24 protein-coding genes are annotated in these 15,580 nt (G+C 40.1%); 1 reads left to right on the top strand and 23 read right to left on the bottom strand.

Going from position 1 to position 15,580, the window contains the following annotated elements; genetic code table 11:
* Positions 1-263 precede the first annotated feature (263 nt).
* From CH373_RS06125 to CH373_RS06080, 8 genes are all read right to left on the bottom strand, one after another.
* Positions 264-650, bottom strand: a complete 387-nt coding sequence (locus CH373_RS06125; RefSeq protein ID WP_100712849.1) for a hypothetical protein — start codon at positions 648-650, stop codon at positions 264-266.
* Between the two features lie 468 nt (positions 651-1,118).
* Complete coding sequence (locus tag CH373_RS06120) at positions 1,119-1,688, bottom strand: hypothetical protein (RefSeq protein WP_100712848.1); 570 nt, start codon at positions 1,686-1,688, stop codon at positions 1,119-1,121.
* 234 nt (positions 1,689-1,922) lie between these two features.
* A complete protein-coding gene (locus tag CH373_RS06115; RefSeq protein ID WP_100712847.1) occupies positions 1,923-2,729 on the bottom strand; it encodes a YARHG domain-containing protein in 807 nt (268 codons plus the stop codon).
* 98 nt (positions 2,730-2,827) lie between these two features.
* Complete coding sequence (locus tag CH373_RS18930) at positions 2,828-3,577, bottom strand: SH3 domain-containing protein (RefSeq protein ID WP_125169901.1); 750 nt, start codon at positions 3,575-3,577, stop codon at positions 2,828-2,830.
* Positions 3,578-3,595: 18 nt separating this feature from the next.
* Positions 3,596-4,021: a hypothetical protein gene (locus tag CH373_RS06105; protein WP_100712845.1), complete on the bottom strand. Its 426-nt coding sequence runs from the start codon at positions 4,019-4,021 to the stop codon at positions 3,596-3,598.
* A 73-nt stretch (positions 4,022-4,094) separates the two neighbouring features.
* Positions 4,095-4,535: a hypothetical protein gene (locus CH373_RS06100; protein ID WP_100712844.1), complete on the bottom strand. Its 441-nt coding sequence runs from the start codon at positions 4,533-4,535 to the stop codon at positions 4,095-4,097.
* 94 nt (positions 4,536-4,629) lie between these two features.
* Positions 4,630-5,097: a hypothetical protein gene (locus CH373_RS06095; RefSeq protein ID WP_100712843.1), complete on the bottom strand. Its 468-nt coding sequence runs from the start codon at positions 5,095-5,097 to the stop codon at positions 4,630-4,632.
* A 615-nt stretch (positions 5,098-5,712) separates the two neighbouring features.
* Positions 5,713-6,138 (bottom strand): type II toxin-antitoxin system HicB family antitoxin, encoded by a 426-nt coding sequence (locus tag CH373_RS06080; protein WP_100712840.1) that lies wholly within the window; start codon positions 6,136-6,138, stop codon positions 5,713-5,715.
* Between the two features lie 203 nt (positions 6,139-6,341).
* Here CH373_RS06080 and CH373_RS18570 point away from each other — a divergent pair, with 203 nt between their 5' ends.
* Positions 6,342-6,596: a hypothetical protein gene (locus tag CH373_RS18570; RefSeq protein ID WP_125169899.1), complete on the top strand. Its 255-nt coding sequence runs from the start codon at positions 6,342-6,344 to the stop codon at positions 6,594-6,596.
* A gap of 809 nt (positions 6,597-7,405) precedes the next feature.
* Here CH373_RS18570 and CH373_RS18925 read toward each other — a convergent pair.
* From CH373_RS18925 to CH373_RS05990, 15 genes are all read right to left on the bottom strand, one after another.
* The gene (locus CH373_RS18925; RefSeq protein ID WP_100712837.1) at positions 7,406-7,792 is read right to left on the bottom strand and encodes a DUF4291 family protein; all 387 of its coding nucleotides are present in this window, start codon (positions 7,790-7,792) and stop codon (positions 7,406-7,408) included.
* Positions 7,793-7,953: 161 nt separating this feature from the next.
* A complete protein-coding gene (locus tag CH373_RS06060; RefSeq protein WP_125169897.1) occupies positions 7,954-8,553 on the bottom strand; it encodes a hypothetical protein in 600 nt (199 codons plus the stop codon).
* Between the two features lie 367 nt (positions 8,554-8,920).
* Entirely contained in the window at positions 8,921-9,322 is a 402-nt protein-coding gene (locus CH373_RS06055) for a helix-turn-helix domain-containing protein (protein ID WP_100712835.1), read from the bottom strand.
* A 3-nt stretch (positions 9,323-9,325) separates the two neighbouring features.
* Positions 9,326-9,616, bottom strand: a complete 291-nt coding sequence (locus tag CH373_RS06050; RefSeq protein WP_100712834.1) for a type II toxin-antitoxin system HigB family toxin — start codon at positions 9,614-9,616, stop codon at positions 9,326-9,328.
* Between the two features lie 251 nt (positions 9,617-9,867).
* A complete protein-coding gene (locus CH373_RS06045; RefSeq protein ID WP_100712833.1) occupies positions 9,868-10,164 on the bottom strand; it encodes a HigA family addiction module antitoxin in 297 nt (98 codons plus the stop codon).
* 10 nt (positions 10,165-10,174) lie between these two features.
* Positions 10,175-10,456 (bottom strand): type II toxin-antitoxin system RelE/ParE family toxin, encoded by a 282-nt coding sequence (locus tag CH373_RS06040; RefSeq protein WP_100712832.1) that lies wholly within the window; start codon positions 10,454-10,456, stop codon positions 10,175-10,177.
* Positions 10,457-10,759: 303 nt separating this feature from the next.
* Positions 10,760-11,173, bottom strand: a complete 414-nt coding sequence (locus tag CH373_RS06030) for a helix-turn-helix domain-containing protein (protein ID WP_100712830.1) — start codon at positions 11,171-11,173, stop codon at positions 10,760-10,762.
* Positions 11,174-11,473, bottom strand: a complete 300-nt coding sequence (locus tag CH373_RS06025) for a type II toxin-antitoxin system HigB family toxin (protein WP_100712829.1) — start codon at positions 11,471-11,473, stop codon at positions 11,174-11,176.
* 312 nt (positions 11,474-11,785) lie between these two features.
* The gene (locus CH373_RS06020; protein ID WP_100712828.1) at positions 11,786-12,121 is read right to left on the bottom strand and encodes a HigA family addiction module antitoxin; all 336 of its coding nucleotides are present in this window, start codon (positions 12,119-12,121) and stop codon (positions 11,786-11,788) included.
* A 21-nt stretch (positions 12,122-12,142) separates the two neighbouring features.
* Positions 12,143-12,454 (bottom strand): type II toxin-antitoxin system RelE/ParE family toxin, encoded by a 312-nt coding sequence (locus CH373_RS06015; protein WP_243393286.1) that lies wholly within the window; start codon positions 12,452-12,454, stop codon positions 12,143-12,145.
* A 308-nt stretch (positions 12,455-12,762) separates the two neighbouring features.
* Positions 12,763-13,092, bottom strand: coding sequence for a helix-turn-helix domain-containing protein (locus CH373_RS06010; RefSeq protein WP_100712827.1), 330 nt, complete (start codon positions 13,090-13,092; stop codon positions 12,763-12,765).
* Positions 13,076-13,441: a type II toxin-antitoxin system RelE/ParE family toxin gene (locus CH373_RS06005; RefSeq protein WP_100712826.1), complete on the bottom strand. Its 366-nt coding sequence runs from the start codon at positions 13,439-13,441 to the stop codon at positions 13,076-13,078. Before CH373_RS06005 ends, CH373_RS06010 begins: the two co-directional genes overlap by 17 nt.
* Positions 13,442-13,761: 320 nt before the next feature.
* The gene (locus tag CH373_RS06000; protein WP_100712825.1) at positions 13,762-14,136 is read right to left on the bottom strand and encodes a type II toxin-antitoxin system VapC family toxin; all 375 of its coding nucleotides are present in this window, start codon (positions 14,134-14,136) and stop codon (positions 13,762-13,764) included.
* Positions 14,133-14,339, bottom strand: coding sequence for an AbrB/MazE/SpoVT family DNA-binding domain-containing protein (locus CH373_RS05995; RefSeq protein WP_100712824.1), 207 nt, complete (start codon positions 14,337-14,339; stop codon positions 14,133-14,135). The genes CH373_RS06000 and CH373_RS05995 overlap by 4 nt, the downstream gene beginning before the upstream one ends.
* A gap of 253 nt (positions 14,340-14,592) precedes the next feature.
* Positions 14,593-15,465, bottom strand: a complete 873-nt coding sequence (locus CH373_RS05990) for a hypothetical protein (RefSeq protein ID WP_100712823.1) — start codon at positions 15,463-15,465, stop codon at positions 14,593-14,595.
* Between the last annotated feature and the right edge of the window lie 115 nt (positions 15,466-15,580).

Raw genomic sequence — 15,580 nt, 5'->3', positions numbered from 1 at the left:
CGCCATTATCCTAAAACTTCTTTTTTAACTTATCTAAATCGTACAGGAATAGATCAGTTACATCATGACTCAATTTATAAACGGCTCGAAGTTCACTAGCTCAATCATGCAAATTTTATAAAATATTAGATATTAGTTTCAGTTGCATATAATAACCACGAATAAACGAAGTATCGCTTGCGGCCGGCAAAATCGAGAATTCTCTAAAAATCAAGGACTCAGTTGAGAACTCTCGATGAATGAAATTTCAAAACTATAGTAAGTTAATTGCAAGGGGCAGTAGTAAAATATTCCCGTTTGCCCGTTGCGGTTTTACCGCTGGATAAAATTTCCGAAGCTAAATAACCATACTTTGTATTGCATGTTAAACCAGTGGCAGTGCAAGTTTGCGTATTAGAAGAAATAGGCAATGGACCACAATTCGCATCTACTGGTTTACCCCCACCTTCTTTACCCCAACCAATTGTTGCAAACGATCCGCCTGGAACAAATTTTGCGCTTAACACCGCTGAGGTTTGAGTTATTTGGGATGCCGGACCTGTAGTTGGCGCATTAACCGCACTGGTCTTATCATCTGCCCAAATAATGCCGCCGAAAGAAAGGATGAATATGCATACAAATATTTGTGTAAGCTTGTTTGAATTGATCATATTTAAATCACTCCTGTTTTAGATTTTATAAAATACAATTTTCTGATATTCTAATTTTCGGTTGAAGCTAATTCTTATGTACCCCCTACTTTTATTTATTGAATTACATTTTTTAAGTGAACTACAGAATAGAATCGCAATAAATAGTAAATTCATTTTTTGTAATAAGAAATTATTAGGCACTAATTCTGATTGTGAGATGAATACGGAATATTTTGCTAGATTTCGTCTAACGAAAACAGATTTGAGGAAGTTTTGCGTCTCTGAAAGACACTAAAAACGCGAAAGAAAGCAAGAGGCCTTCCGAATTTTCAATTTTATAACAATTTTCATCCGACGCTTCTGATAAAAGGGGTTTATAAACCAATCCTCTATGCCATTGAATCGCACCTTGATCCTACCCCAGCTAAATCGCCCAGCCTATAATACTAGTTTCTTCTTTTTCAAAATCATCGTAAACACTTTACGTTATTCGTAATTATGGTTTTTTAATACAGTTAATTCATGCCTACAAATATCAAGCGATCGATCAAACTCGTTCCAAAAACTTTCAAATTCAGTTTTATCATAATCGTTTCGGAATACGCGCTTTCTATGGGTACTAAAGAACAATTTGATATTGTCGCAAAACATTATGATCTGCCGCAAATAATCGACTTTGAGAATCGTTACTTCTATATCCTTAAATTGAGTTTCAGCTCCTCGATCTATTGAGCTTATTTTTGTTATATTACAGATTGTTATTTCTTCACCTTTGTGCCGAACATCCCAGTTTGTACTTATAGGGCAGCCAAGCATTGCCAACTGTCCGCAATGATCAAATATAGGACGAGTTGATGAATTTACAAAGTGGTCTGAGATAGCAGATTTTAGTAATTCCAATCCTGCAGTGTTAATTGTCCAATCATCCTCTGCATCTGAAATTATAGAACCACCTATTTCTAAATATATACTACCATAGGAACAGAGGTCATATGCATTTTCCGGATTATCATCAATCCATTTCTGCTCTATGATTCTTAGCTTAAAATTGGCCATGTTTTGTAAAGATTTTCTCTTGAGTTGAGGAATGGCAGTGGCCTAGAACAACCTAAGCCTTGATAAGGGTTCGCGATTGCACAAGCACTTTGCCTTTGTTTGCTTTGCGAACAAAGTAAATGGGGGAAGCTATAACGGATTAATAAGCGAAAAAGCCAAGGACAATCGTTGCCCGGAACCGAAAAGCGCTCCGTGCATTTCGGCTAACAGAACAGGGTAACCGGAGTGACAACTCTATTGCCCTGAAAGCTGCAAATCATCCAGCGTCTTTGGTTTGAAGTCAGGCGCGCACTGTTTGAGATCTATGGATGGACCGGAGCCGGAGCGAGGATTTCCGAAGATATACAGAAAATACTCAGCGTTGGAATCGGCCTTGATGTGATTGACCTTGAAGTGTGCAAGCCGGCGGCAGCCAGAGAAGCTGTGTTTCGGAAACACCTTATCACATCCGGAAGGAGGGACAGAGGGAATTCCTTCGTCCGTGCTTGTGCATTCGATCGAAATAATGAATGTCAAGTCTCCGGGAACATATTTCCATTCACCCCGTTGATAACCGGGGCGACACATACTTGGTTCAAGATATACGCCATTGGGGCACAAGAAAATGGGATAGCCTAAATCGCCGGGAGTTGTTCGGAGAAAAATCCCTGTAAAGCGATCAGCGGACAATGGGATCGCCTCGTTTTCGGGGAGAGAATCTTCAATGCTTTCGAGGAGGGCAAGATTCGCTTTATCAGTCTCATTGAGCATAGATGAAACTTCTGCATGCTGGGGTTTATACCATGTGCATTTCTGGAAGTGTTCCCGTATGTAGGGGGTTTTGAACTCCCTTCCGTACTGTGCTACGATCGTATTTTTGATGAGAATCACCTTGTGTTTTGAGATCCCGAGTAGGTCCTCTTTGCGGAAGGGTTTGCTAATGGCCGATCTGTCGCATCGATCAATGACCGCCGAAGCAATCTCTTGCGGTGTCCTCGATTGGCACGCGGAGATGAGCAAAGCCAAGACCGTGGCAACTGCAGAGATTTCAATGTATTTCATAAATCCTCGGGAATAAAATTGGCTGCTACCATGTTAGTATAACGACCAGTAATTATCAAAATTCCACGAGCGCACAAGCACTTTGTGCAAAGCATGACTCATTCCTGATCGACTGACAGTGCTATGCGGTCCGCTAAAGCGAGTAAGGTTGTATCACGAATATCGCGCAAATAAACTGCAAATGTGAAGTAGCGACTCGAAGAAATTCCAATCACATATATAATTGGATACCAAACACCAACCCATTTAGGGCAACCTCCTTCAAAGACAATATTCGTGCGCACTCGATACACTTGGAAACGAGGGTGATCGAGTCGGAGTGAATCGAGGACATGCTCACTACTCGGGTCAACGCCTGCAGTGCTCCTCCGTAAGTAGTCATCGATAAGGGAGCCGTTATACTCGTATGAACCCAAGAATTCCATAACCTTATGACCGTGATAGTCATCTAACACTGTTGTCCCCGAAAGCATCCAAGAGGCTGGTAAGAACAACTTAAATTGGGGGAAGGCAGGCACAGATCGGGGTACAAAATTAGAATCTTGAAGATTCTGAATGAATTGGCCGTATATCCAACCAGTCTGATTAGCGACTCGGACATTAAACCAGAAATGCTCGCAGTCGTAGATTTTCTCCCTATTGGATGAGCGTCCAATCACAAAGACTTCCGTCAGCCGACTCAGGGATCGGATGGATTGGGAATTTCTCGATGGACCTTTTCTGAGTATGACGTTGTCCGAGGAGATTTGTCCTCTTAACTGTTGAGTTATCGCATTTTGAGATCGAATCTGGCTTAGGGTCAAACCGTTAAGCAAAGTGAGAATAATTGCAAGTAGGTGTGGTTTCATTTTGTCGAGCGATTTCACTTAACGAGGAAGGGAGTTTGAAAATCGTGTCTGCCCGTGGACGAGTCCGATCAGAACACCGACAACACTGAACTGAAGCAGATAGTAAATGTTCTCTAGGACCAACCAAGTAGACAGTGAAGTTACGTTCTGCTTACCTGCTTCTGCGAACACCCCGATCGAGGCCATCAGTGCACCGATAATGATTCCGAACCTGAGCCCCTCCAGAGCCGGATGACCTTCTCCCCGAATCTTGGGATAGAGGTAAGCGACTAGGACGGCTTGTATGCTCATCGAAATCAAACCGAGAGGGATCAGCGGTTCTTGGCGGCTGAAAATTGCGAGTTGTATATACAAATCCCGGAAAAGGAAAAGATGCCATCCTGCTGCGATTACAAATGTGGCCAACAGATAAACGATAACGGAAATCCAGAATGTTCGGTTCATGTTGAATCCTCTTTTTAGGTTTAGATCAATAACTATAACTCTTGTCGTATATTAGATTTTTTTGAAGGAACCGTTAGAGACAAAGAAGACTTAATCCATATAAGTTCCGCGGTATTCCAAGAACCTTTCCCTGAAAGGGCTTATAGGAATTCATAAAATACGCCTCTGAAATATGACAACTACCAATCACTAGATCTTGCCATTCATCAAAATTCGTTCCATTTTCCGGGCACAAAGCAAAATGAATCAGATTCAAACAAGTGTCTACGGAACGTACCCAAACATATTTACCTTTATTATGGAGGAAGGTGTCATCATTGCAATAAGAAATGGAAGGCTCTCCTAGATTGCTATAATTATTTCCAAGAGACTTACAATAGACGAATTTATTCGAAACAGCAGTTATGATCTTTAGATAAGCATCATTCGCCCTGATCACATCAGCAGTATCGAATCCAAAATCTTTACAGGAAATAATAAACAGAAATAAGAGTAAAAATCTTTTTGCTAACATTGTTTTACTATCCACTTTAAATCTATACTGTTAGCCGAAATTGGGCACCGGATCAACCCGCCCTTTGAAATCTTTGGATACATCTAATTTAAGCTTAAGTATCCACGACTGCGGATTGAGCCTCGTTTCCCACGAACGAGATGGTAACATAAATCCACGTTTCACCTGTTGCCTCGAAAGAAACTTCCCAATGAACCGGATTCGCGCCTGGGTCCTCTAACCCGAAAGCCGCGAGCTCGAAAGCAGAGAAGATATCGGAAGGCAGTTCCTTATCTGCCCACTGTTTGTATGCCGCGGCTAGCTGTGGACGCGATGCCTGTAGGATGAAATCAAATCTTGCAACAAGATCAAGATAGAATTTACGATGCTGCTGATTCGGTCCCTCTTCCGTACCCCGAATAGGAAGAAAGACGTTCGTTTTTGTGGGCGGGAAAAACCACTCACATTCCCAATAGCTATTCTCAGGTCGGTGGGAAATGTACATGAAGCGCATCTGACCAAGCTCTGGGTCCTGCAGTAGAAGTGGAACAAATCGAAGTTTGAGACGTTTCAAGAAACTCATGCTTTGACCGGTGATTCTATTCAAAAATCAAAATGGCATTACCACCACTCAGTTTGCGAAGTACATAAATTTTGGTGCTTTATACAAGTTTTTTTGAATCAGTTTTCCACTAAAAAAATCATAATTGTATATCATAGATAAAAATATGCCCTGCAGTTCTATCCTCCAATACTCTTGAGTCACTTTCGAAGCGAGAATGTTTCCAAATTTTGTAGTGTTTTTTTGGCTTAAACCACTTCGGACAGTCAGAAGGAGGTTCCCATCTACTTTCATCTTTCACAAATACATTCTCTTCAAAGAATTCATTACGCCATCTTGTGGAAGATTTTAATTCAAGATACGTAATGTATTCTTTTGTCCAATGAGCTGCCAATATTGTCCGTTTATTACAATTACTTCCGAAGTTGGTTTTTGACCAGACCATAACTGATAACTTTCAACCGGATCAGTTGACTTATATTCCATACAGGAATTCATAAATAGAAATATAAACATTACTTTCGCGAAAGTATAAACTTTTACATTGTTTTTATCGTATTTCATCCTCTCCTCTCAGCAATTACTCTTAACGACCAAGGCTTGGCGAAACCACGGATAGTGTTTTACTATCAAAAATTACACTACTAAATCTAAAGCTAATTCGGGAAACACCTGCTTTATCCTTGCAATCGTGGAAAGCGCCGGATTCGCACTCTTGGGAGATTCGAGACGTTGATAACTATATAAGTTTTTCATCCCTATAAGAGAAGCTGCTTGCTTTTGACTTAAACCACGCTTTAAGCGAGTCATTCTCAAGATTTGAGAAAATGCTATTTTAGGATCTACTGCTGCTAAAACTATGTTTCTTCCTGATACTTTCTTTTTCGGTAAGGGAAATATGGACTTGGAATCTTCATTATCATTCAAATAAAGATTGAGTGCTTCATGAATATTGGCTTCTAATTCCTCTTTAGAATCAGCCTGAGTCATGCATCCTTTTAATTCTATACATTCTGCCCAGTAGCCTGTCTTATCTGTGTGAATACGAAAATGATAGTGCATCGATTTACCTCTGGCCTTCTCCTAAATGCTTTAGCATTTCCCTGCCGCTTAATGGCATGAAATACAACATACCAAATATAATTGGTATTGTCAATATTTGCCTGCGCTAAGGAACGTAAAATAGTTTCTTGAGTCGGCCGCGATGGCCACTTGGATAAAATTTGAGATTCAATTTTCCCTAACGATCAAGGTTTGGCGACGTCTTGCCTGAAGGCCAATATGCTTTGTATGTCAGATACAAACCTACCATGATCATTGGAGTAATTGATGGAAGAAGCCACTCAGATGGAGTTTGGGCGGCCTTAAGCTGGAGTTCCGGTGCAATCATCCGGAATAAGCCAAGGGATAGAATGAACCAACCTGTTAGCGTCAACAAGGTGGGCCATCCGCGGACCCAAAGGTTATGTGAACGAACCAGTGCAAGTCCAGCTACAAATAGGACCGTACCATTGAAGTGAATCCCGGCCGCTGTATTTCCAGCCCAGATGTGAGAGTTTACGGTTTCTGTAATAGTAGTTACCAGAATGCCCGGTCCAACTAGGGCTGCAATCTTCTGTGAGTGAGTCATAGTAAGTTACCTCCGAACGAATTACAATTATTTTAAATTGCGCGGCACGACCGAGGCTAGGGCGACGTTTCGTGAATGTGCAAGCGTTTAGGACGAGAGTTGCAAAGCAATCTCGAAGCGCTCGGCCAGAGCCGAAGGTTCAGCCATTTGGTAAGCCGTAGTGCAATATTTAAGTAGATAAATGTTATATTTATCAAATAGATTTTAGAATTGTTAGTTCATTTAATTGTATGCGTGAAGCAAATTCATAGAAATAATAATAAAAATATTATATACAATTTCGATAAATTCCACAGGCAAAAAATACCAATAATGTAATTGGATTAAAAGTAGCAATTGCCCAAAATATCAAAAATAATGTGACATTAAAATTAGAAACCAACTGTTTGATTTTATTTCTGTAAAAAAGAGGGACTGATGAAATCAAAAAATACAATACTACCTGAATATGCCCCAATTCATTGGAATAGCTGCCTAATATGGATTCTCGAAAAAACATAAAAAAAATATAATGCATTGAATAGACAATGCATAAAGTTAAAAGAACTACCAAAAAAGATGGAATTATTTGTTTTACTATGTTCATTTATGCCTCTGCGGGGAAAAAACTGATCCGGATTCAATTTGAACGACTACCCTTTCAAAGCTAATATTCCGTTCAACCTTTAAAGATTATGAAGTTAGGCGAAGGTCAGCCGCCTAGGAAAAGATGCGCGCTGCTGTTTGCGAATCCTCGATGGTAAGCACAGATTCTACTGGGACCATGAGCTCGGATATACGCTGATCAGCAAGTAGCCGATGGTTCTCTCTGACAAACGGGGAAATATCACTGATCTGCAGGACCCATTCGGTCGCGAACGAGCGTAGGGTGTCACCCCGCAAACCCAGTTGGATAGCACGTCGCTCCAAGGGTGCGCCCGCCGGCGAATGATCTGGATCCCATTGAAGCCTGACATCCGTGTCTGCGCCAAGTTTGCGCCATTCCTCTTCGGAGGAGTAAGCCTCGGGTTGGAAACTCGAGTGCACGGCCAAAGAAAGAATTTTCTCGAAGGCTACGCGAGGATGTGCTTTCCTGTTTGAGGCCATCGGGCCTGCAGTGACGAATAGAGGTCGAATTGCAATGATCGTGTCATTGGATTTTTGCGGCTCGATTTCGCATAACGGAATAGGATAACCGACATTTGACCGAAGGAGAAGCCGAGGAACGGAGCCGCCTAACTAGAGTTATGTGCTGGGCCGAACAAACCTTACTCGTAGATCGATGCACGGAGAATCTCGTTGATTTGCGTTGTTGAGGTGGTTTTCTTGACGAAGTACGTTTCGGAAAAGGCATTCTCCCAAGTCCTTACTCCCTCCGGAGGACATTTTCCTGCTGCGGCTGACTTCTTTACTTTCAGCGTTGAGCGGGCGAAATACTGGGCAGGGGGATCATTTATGAAAGTAAGCTCTTCCTTCGTGATCCAGTCTGGTACGGGAAATGTTCCCATCCAAATGTGGGCGGGTGAATATACACCCATCTCTCGCGGCTCAAGCGAGATTTTGCCTGTGGACACTATTGCATCACCGATGACAATACCGCGCTCGGTACCGAGCTCGGGACTGCCTGCCTTACCTCCCGATAGCGTTGGACGGAAGAAGGTATCAGCGTACACGGACATCACATATAGCGAGCCAACGACATGAATGGGCGTGTCGGGCCTGTATTCGGTAGGGGGTAAGCACAAGAATTCGTCAGGAGTAAGCGTGAACGTTTCCCGCGAGGGTGTGCCCTTCACATAGCCTCCAAAGACCCAGCAGTCTACGCCTTGGATCTTAAACCAAGGGGCAGATTTCCGGTCGACCTCCAAATCCGCCTCCGTGGCACTTACAATGGGCAAAACACTCCCGTATGCGAAGGCGGCCTTTACGGGGGCCGTTTGCAGTGGCTCATTCCTGCAGGAGAGGACGGATGCCGTTACGATGCCTAGCACCGGAGTGGTTACCTTGGGTCGACAAGCGGCAAATAGGAGGGGGAGAATCGCAAATATGGCTGTGTAGCTCGGCATGGCGAATAACGACCAGTAATTGTCGAAGTTCCGCGAGTGTAAAGGACTTGGCGCGAGACTTGCCATGCAAGACGAGTGACAAAGCGAAATGTGCCGGAGCCCAAGCGAGAGTGCGAAGCATCTCGAAGTGCAGCGCCAGAGCCGACAGTTATACGCAGTCGCTAATTAATTAAATAAAAACTGCTGGAGAAACTTTGAATTTCTTTCCCAATGCCTTAATTTGCCGAATATTCAATTCCCTTTTGCCATTTAAAATCTCAGAGACAACACCCTGGCTGCCCAGCTCTGACATATCCTTTTGAGAGAGCCCATTTTCTTCCATGAGATACTTTAATACCTCAACAGGACTTGTCTCAATGGATTCAAAGTTACTCTTTTCATATTCTTCAATGAGATTTCCAACTGTTTCCATTAAAGGTGCCAATGGGTGCTTTTCATTGTTACCAACCTCATCTATCAATTCATCAAGAGCTTTTAATAGTTTCTTGTATTGTTTATCAGAATGTGGAACAGATAAAAGGTCTTTGACTTCTGGCCAAATATTTCTCACGCGCTCTAATTCAAGAATCATATCCTATTCCTCCTTCCATTTTCCCTTATCATATTCCGAATGTGTTAAAACATGTCGAATGAAGACTTTCTTTCTATTATAATGAATTGCAGAAATTAATCTAAAATTATTCCTACTAATATTAAAGACTGTAAATTTACCAACCTGATCCGCACTTTTAAATACTCTTCTTAATTCGTTGAAATCTTTAAAGTCTGTATTCTGAACTATTTTAAACCAGCTTTTGCGGGAAGGCCCTGAATTGGGATATTTATCTACAAAATCTGAGATCTTCTTCCAGCTAATTATATGCACTTATGCAAAGAATATCTCAAAATGAGATATTGCAAGTATTTTCCTCTATTTTTCTTTCAAAAATGAATTTTTAGCGATTGCGTATAACGACCAAGGTTTTACGACGGCACGAGTTTGCTTTGCAAACGAAGTGACGAAAGTAAAATGTGGCGTAGCCCGAGCGTTAGCGATCTCCGAGCGGAGCGCCAGAGCCGACAGTTATGCGCAGTCGCGAGTTCTAAAATAACAAATTTGGCTGAAGTTCTTTAACTTTAAACAACTTCTTTGAAATTATGAATGGCACTAAACTCACGTTTCTTTTTTAACATTTCCTCTTCAAGATCGTAATCATTTTGTAAGCCCAACCAGAATTGTGGAGAAGTTCCAAAAAATTTAGAAAATCTTATTGCGGTATCTGCTGTTATGCCTCGTCGCTTTTTAATAATTTGGCTTACACGAGTTTGAGGAATACCCGTCTCTTTAGATAAGCGATATGCTGTTATCGCTAAAGGAATTAAAAATTCTTCTTCTAATATAGAACCGGGGTGTATATTTGGAATACGTTTCATAAATTCTACCTCAGTGATAATCGACTATTTCAACATCATAGGCACTTGCTCCAGACCAAGTAAAACAAATGCGCCATTGGTCATTAATTCTTATACTATATTGACCCTTTCTGTCTCCTTTTAGAATCTCTAAACGATTTCCAGGAGGCATTTTTAAATCGTCAACAATATGAGCGTTGTTTAACATCCTTAACTTTTTTCTGGCTTGGATTTGAATATCTGTCGGAAGTTTTTTAGAATATTCCCCTTTCCAAATCTTTTCAGTCTCAGCAGAAGTAAAGCTTTCTATCACTCCTGCATACTATCGAAAATAGTCAGTATCGTCAATCGTTATTATACAAATTTTACCCCTATAATTTAAATAGTTTAGTTTTAAACGTAATTTCCTGAGAAATGAAATCCTTAGCGATTGCGTATAACGACCAAGGGTTGGCGACGTTTCGCGAGTGCGCGAGCACTTGGCACGAGGCTTGCCATGCAAGACGAGTGACAAAGCGAAATATGGCGAAGGTCAAGCGAGAGTTGCGTAGCAATCTCGAAGCGATGCGGCAGAGCCGATAGTTAGCTGTTGGTTTTGGGTTTGATTCGTAAAAGATCAAGCCATGGATGACGATTTCGCCCTAACCCGTGTTTTAGTGGCACCACTTTTAATTTTATAGTCTTTAACTAAAATCTCCGTAGGAATCCCTAAATTCTTATTGATCTTCCTTATCATTTCTAAGGTCAGTTTTCTCTTCTTATTAAGAATCTCAGTTGCCCTACTCCTTCCTCCTATCCAATTTCCCAAATCGACATTCTTTAAATTCTTTTCCTCCATTACTGATTTAATGGCTTCGATTGGATCAGGAATCTCAATTGGAAAATGTTTATTTTCGTAAGAGTCAACAAGAGTGATTAAGATATCTAATTTATCATACTCAGGCGTATTCTTCTTGGCGTCCCAAAGCTTTTCTATTTCTCTAAGAGCTAATTCGTGGTCTTTGGCAGATTTTATTGGTTTAATTTCCATCTATATTTCCTCTGCTTTAATTTTATCGTATTGTTCGTGTGTTCCTATAAATCGAATAAAAACAGTTTGTAGATTGTAATGTATCTTTACGACAAGCCGATACTTATTACCGTGAATGTTAAATACGACTCGATTAGCTTTTAAAAAGCTCGCATTTCTATACTTTTCTTTTATTGAACTTGGCGAAGTCCAAAGCGATTTCGAAGCATCTTTATACCAAATTTCAATAGATGTCTTAGAATCTGCATATTTAGGATTTTCATAAAAATCTCTTAAAACTTTCCTGAAAATAACCCTCACATTTTCAATTATGAAATGTTACCCATTTGGGAACAATTCTTTTTCCGACATTTGCTCAAATCGCGAGCACGGATGCTCGCTAAAGTCATAGAGAAAATCATACCCAAAACTGGCAGCTAACGACCCAAGGCTTATCGACGTTGGCGAACCTGAGCCTCAAAGAGGCGGTAGGGACTAGCGCGAGACTTGCTTTTGCAAGGCGAGTGACAGAAGCCAATGTGCCGAAGGCCAAGCGAAGGTTGCGTAGCAATCCTGAAGCAAAGTGTCAGAGCCGACAGTTAGGCGCTGTAAACCTTGAGCCTTAGGTAAAAATTAAGCCACGGATGGCCTTTTAACTTTCTTAGCTGAATTATTTTTAACTGTGTATTTCTTAATTTTAGATAATTGATTATGAATCTTTCTTTCAGCTTCTAAAAGATCATAATCATTCTGTAATCCTAGCCAAAATTGAGGAGGAAGATCAAAGTATTTACCTAATTTTAAAGCATAATTAGCTGAAATGCTTCGCTTGCCATGCATGATCTCACTTAGCCGAGATTGAGGAATTCCGGTATCCTTATAAAGTTGATACGCACTTAAACCCAATGGTTTAAGGAATTCTTCATTTAAAATATCTCCAGGATGAGGGTTCTTAATCAATTTCTTCATAAACAAACTCAAGCAATCTAATTAATGATAATCAACAATCTCAACATCGTAGGCATCTTGCTCATGCCATCGAAAACATATTCTCCATTGATCGTTTATTCTTATGCTATACTGCCCTTTTCTATTTCCTGAAAGTAACTCTAATTTATTGCCTGGAGGTGATTTTAGATTTTCAACACTTTGAGAGTTATTGATCATCCTTAGTTTCCTAAGAGCTATTTCTGAAATCTGATTTGGAATCGATTTAACAAATACACCTTTCCAAACTTTTTCCGTGTCTTTGTTTTCGAAACTTTTGATCAATTTACTAATACTTACATATATTGTAAGCATTGTCAATGCAAATAATCAATAAAAAATGCCCTCATTTTCCCCGGACAAGGATGTCCGGTATGCATTGAAATAATTTACAAGGTTTATGGCGCCTAACGACCAAGGCTTGACGACGTTGGCGAACTCTGAGCCTCGAAGAGGCGTTAGGGTCAGGCGCGGATTTTGCTTTTGCAAAAGCCGTGACTGAAGCCAATGTGGCGAAGCCCAAGCGAGGGTCGCATGAGGGAGCCCGAAGCGCAGCGACAATTTTTAGTTAGGCGACGTTTTTGCCATTGCACTAACAAGTTAAGCCAAGGATGGCGCGTTTGTTAATTTTTAATTCCTAAAATATTCAATGCTTTCGAATTATTTTTAAGAATGAATAACATTCTTTGTGCTGGACCCTGGGGAATGTTTTTCCCCGATTCCCATGCCTCGATTGTTTTAGCAGAAACACCTAGTGCCTGAGCAAAAGTATTTTGAGTAAGGTGTAAGTTAGTTCTAATATTCCGAATTTCTTTACCTTTAAACGTTGGTAACTTCTGAATTTCAATAATCTGCGCTTTTACACCAGCAACTTTTTTGCCTTTAGTGTATTCAATGGCTTCATTAAGTCCTTTAGAAAGACTATTAAATAACTTGCTACTTTCTTTTTTCATGTCGCGCTCTCTTTGATTGAATAGCTTCTTTTAAAGAAGTTACTAAATCTGATAATATCGTTAATTCTTTCTTAGAAAGATTCTCTTTGTCATTCTTTTCAAGAAGTGTTATTAAGAATAATACAGAGAATTCTTCCATATCTAAGTAAAAAACTCGAATTCCTCCGCTCTTACCTATTCCTTTCTTTTTCCATCGTATCTTTCTGATTCCATTAGAACCTTTAATAACTGGACCATACTTCGGATTTTCTAATAGAAACTCTTGGAGTTCTTTTAACTCTTCATCATCAAGTCCAGCTTTCCTCCAAAATAGATCGAAATCCGGAAGATGAATGAATATTCTTTTCAATAAAGCAATTGTCCCTATTCAATAGGGTATTGTCAATCTTAAACCATTACAAAATCTTGGTTTTAATCGCCGCATGGACGCGGCGAAAGAAATCTGAGAAACCCTGGCAAAAATGTTCGCCTAACGACCAAGGCTTGACGACGTTGGCGAACTCTGAGCCTCGAAGAGGCGTTAGGGTCAGGCGCGGGTTTTGCTACTGCAAAAACCGTGACTGGAGCCAATGTGGCGAAGCCCAAGCGAGAGTGCGAAGCATCTCGAAGCGCTGCGTCAGAGCCGATAGTTAGGCGCAGTATGGGCTACTCAATCGGAAATACCCCAACCTATTTCTTTGGGAAATATTTAACTCCATCTAAACCATTAAAATCTTCGTCTTGAGTCCACAACATTGCACTATACTTACGAGCCGTTGCTAAAATAATACTATCAGCCATCGGTAGTTTATGATCCTTACTTAGTTTCGCAGCAAATATTGAAATCGAAGCATCTAAGTCTATTACAGTTCCTTGTTGCATATGAGCAATAGCCTTTAAGGCACTGTCTTCATCTCTTTCTATATAGATTTTTTTAAACACTTCATAAAGCGAAATAGTTGGAATAAGGAGTTTGTCTGTCCTTTCAATTGCTTCTGAAAACAAATCAGAACGTTTAGTGCCAGCAAAATACTCAAGCCATCCTGAAGAATCTACAATATTCAAAGGCGATCCATTTCTCTTTCAATTTTAGTATCCAGACCACTGAGAAAACCTTTAAGCTTTTTAATTGGCTCAATCGGAATTAATTCTATTCTATTCCCGTAAGAAATTACCTCTAAATGGCTACCAACTTTGATTCCTGTCTTTTCACGTATCTCTTTAGGAATAACTACTTGAAATTTGGGCGAAATAATTACCTTGCTCATATATCGATACTAATATCGTAAGACAAATTGTCTATCGATATTTTTAATCTTTACTATTTTACGAAAGTGAAATTTTAGCCCATATTACGCCTAACGACCAAGGCTTGACGACGTTTCGCGAGTGCACAAGCACTTGGCGCGAGACTTGCCCTGCAAGACGAGTGACAAAGCGAAATGTGCCGAAGGCCAAGCGAAGGTTGCGAAGCAATCCTGAAGCGACGCGTCAGAGCCGATAGTTATACGCCGGTTTTACTTAAAGATCACCAAGTTCGTCATCATCAGAAAAATCTTCTTCTTCATCATCTTCTTCTGTATAGGATGTTTTTGTAAATTTTTCTGAAACTAATGTATCTGGATCGATTATCCAATTTTGGATGTTTTCATATCCAATTAATTCTCGTCCATTGATTGTAATTTTTTTACTATCCTTATTTGGCCAATAGACACCAAAAACTCGAGAGTTCATATGTTGGTAAACTTTCAAGATCTGAGGTGCTCCACCAATGCTTCCTCTTAAGTCTGAAGCCCGGAGCATATCTCTGATAACTTCGAAAGGTTCAAAATCATATCCTATTCCTTTGAGTTTTTTTATCGAACTACCATATTTTTGCTTAATCAAAATACCTAGACTTTTTTTAGCAGTGTTTGTCATATCTCCTGCAAAGAGAATTTTTCCAAGTTTTCCATATTTTCGTGTATTTCTTATAAAATGAAATTTATTATTATCTCGATCGTATCTTATTTTCCATAAGAAGAAATTTTTCTTTGTCCATGAATATCCCCCAAAAAGAAATTCATTATCCTTAAATGCATTTTTATCTGATAATGATCGAATTGAGTCTTTCAAACTATTACAAACTTTGATTATATGCCCTCTTAATTTATGAATGTCAAGAGATCGATCACTAGATTTGTCATATTGGCTAATTGCATTCGTTAGTTGTATGATAAGTGGATAGGCATAACTTGTATCACCAGCAAAACAAATAGCACTATCAGATCTAGGTAGTGTAAATAATTTAGGGCCTTGATCCCAACGCATTCCACCATTCAATCTGCTATCAGTACAAATTATTAGCTCTTGGCATTTTTTTACTTCCCTAATCCAGGCAATCGCTATGGTCATTGTTTAATTCCTCAATTTATGATTCATTTAAAACTGGCGTATAACGACCAAGGCTTGACGACGTTGGCGAGCTGAGCGAAGCGAAGACAGGCACAAGAATTGCTCTGCAATTCGA

Source organism: Leptospira perolatii (genome assembly GCF_002811875.1).
Lineage (GTDB): Bacteria > Spirochaetota > Leptospiria > Leptospirales > Leptospiraceae > Leptospira_B > Leptospira_B perolatii.
This window is presented reverse-complemented; position numbering and strand designations above follow the sequence as displayed.

Excerpts from the sequence above, each read along its gene's own strand:
- CH373_RS06115 (WP_100712847.1), bottom strand. The coding sequence starts at position 2,729 with ATGAAATACATTGAAATCTCTGCAGTTGCCACGGTCTTGGCTTTGCTC.
- CH373_RS06020 (WP_100712828.1), bottom strand. The coding sequence starts at position 12,121 with ATGAAGAAATTGATTAAGAACCCTCATCCTGGAGATATTTTAAATGAA.
- CH373_RS05990 (WP_100712823.1), bottom strand. The coding sequence starts at position 15,465 with ATGACCATAGCGATTGCCTGGATTAGGGAAGTAAAAAAATGCCAAGAG.
- CH373_RS06125 (WP_100712849.1), bottom strand. The coding sequence starts at position 650 with ATGATCAATTCAAACAAGCTTACACAAATATTTGTATGCATATTCATC.
- CH373_RS06100 (WP_100712844.1), bottom strand. The coding sequence starts at position 4,535 with ATGTTAGCAAAAAGATTTTTACTCTTATTTCTGTTTATTATTTCCTGT.
- CH373_RS18930 (WP_125169901.1), bottom strand. The coding sequence starts at position 3,577 with ATGAAACCACACCTACTTGCAATTATTCTCACTTTGCTTAACGGTTTG.
- CH373_RS06055 (WP_100712835.1), bottom strand. The coding sequence starts at position 9,322 with ATGATTCTTGAATTAGAGCGCGTGAGAAATATTTGGCCAGAAGTCAAA.
- CH373_RS06095 (WP_100712843.1), bottom strand. The coding sequence starts at position 5,097 with ATGAGTTTCTTGAAACGTCTCAAACTTCGATTTGTTCCACTTCTACTG.
- CH373_RS06105 (WP_100712845.1), bottom strand. The coding sequence starts at position 4,021 with ATGAACCGAACATTCTGGATTTCCGTTATCGTTTATCTGTTGGCCACA.
- CH373_RS06045 (WP_100712833.1), bottom strand. The coding sequence starts at position 10,164 with ATGAAACGTATTCCAAATATACACCCCGGTTCTATATTAGAAGAAGAA.
- CH373_RS06030 (WP_100712830.1), bottom strand. The coding sequence starts at position 11,173 with ATGGAAATTAAACCAATAAAATCTGCCAAAGACCACGAATTAGCTCTT.
- CH373_RS06120 (WP_100712848.1), bottom strand. The coding sequence starts at position 1,688 with ATGGCCAATTTTAAGCTAAGAATCATAGAGCAGAAATGGATTGATGAT.
- CH373_RS06015 (WP_243393286.1), bottom strand. The coding sequence starts at position 12,454 with ATGCTTACAATATATGTAAGTATTAGTAAATTGATCAAAAGTTTCGAA.
- CH373_RS06080 (WP_100712840.1), bottom strand. The coding sequence starts at position 6,138 with ATGCACTATCATTTTCGTATTCACACAGATAAGACAGGCTACTGGGCA.
- CH373_RS18925 (WP_100712837.1), bottom strand. The coding sequence starts at position 7,792 with ATGGCCTCAAACAGGAAAGCACATCCTCGCGTAGCCTTCGAGAAAATT.
- CH373_RS05995 (WP_100712824.1), bottom strand. The coding sequence starts at position 14,339 with ATGAGCAAGGTAATTATTTCGCCCAAATTTCAAGTAGTTATTCCTAAA.
- CH373_RS06010 (WP_100712827.1), bottom strand. The coding sequence starts at position 13,092 with ATGAAAAAAGAAAGTAGCAAGTTATTTAATAGTCTTTCTAAAGGACTT.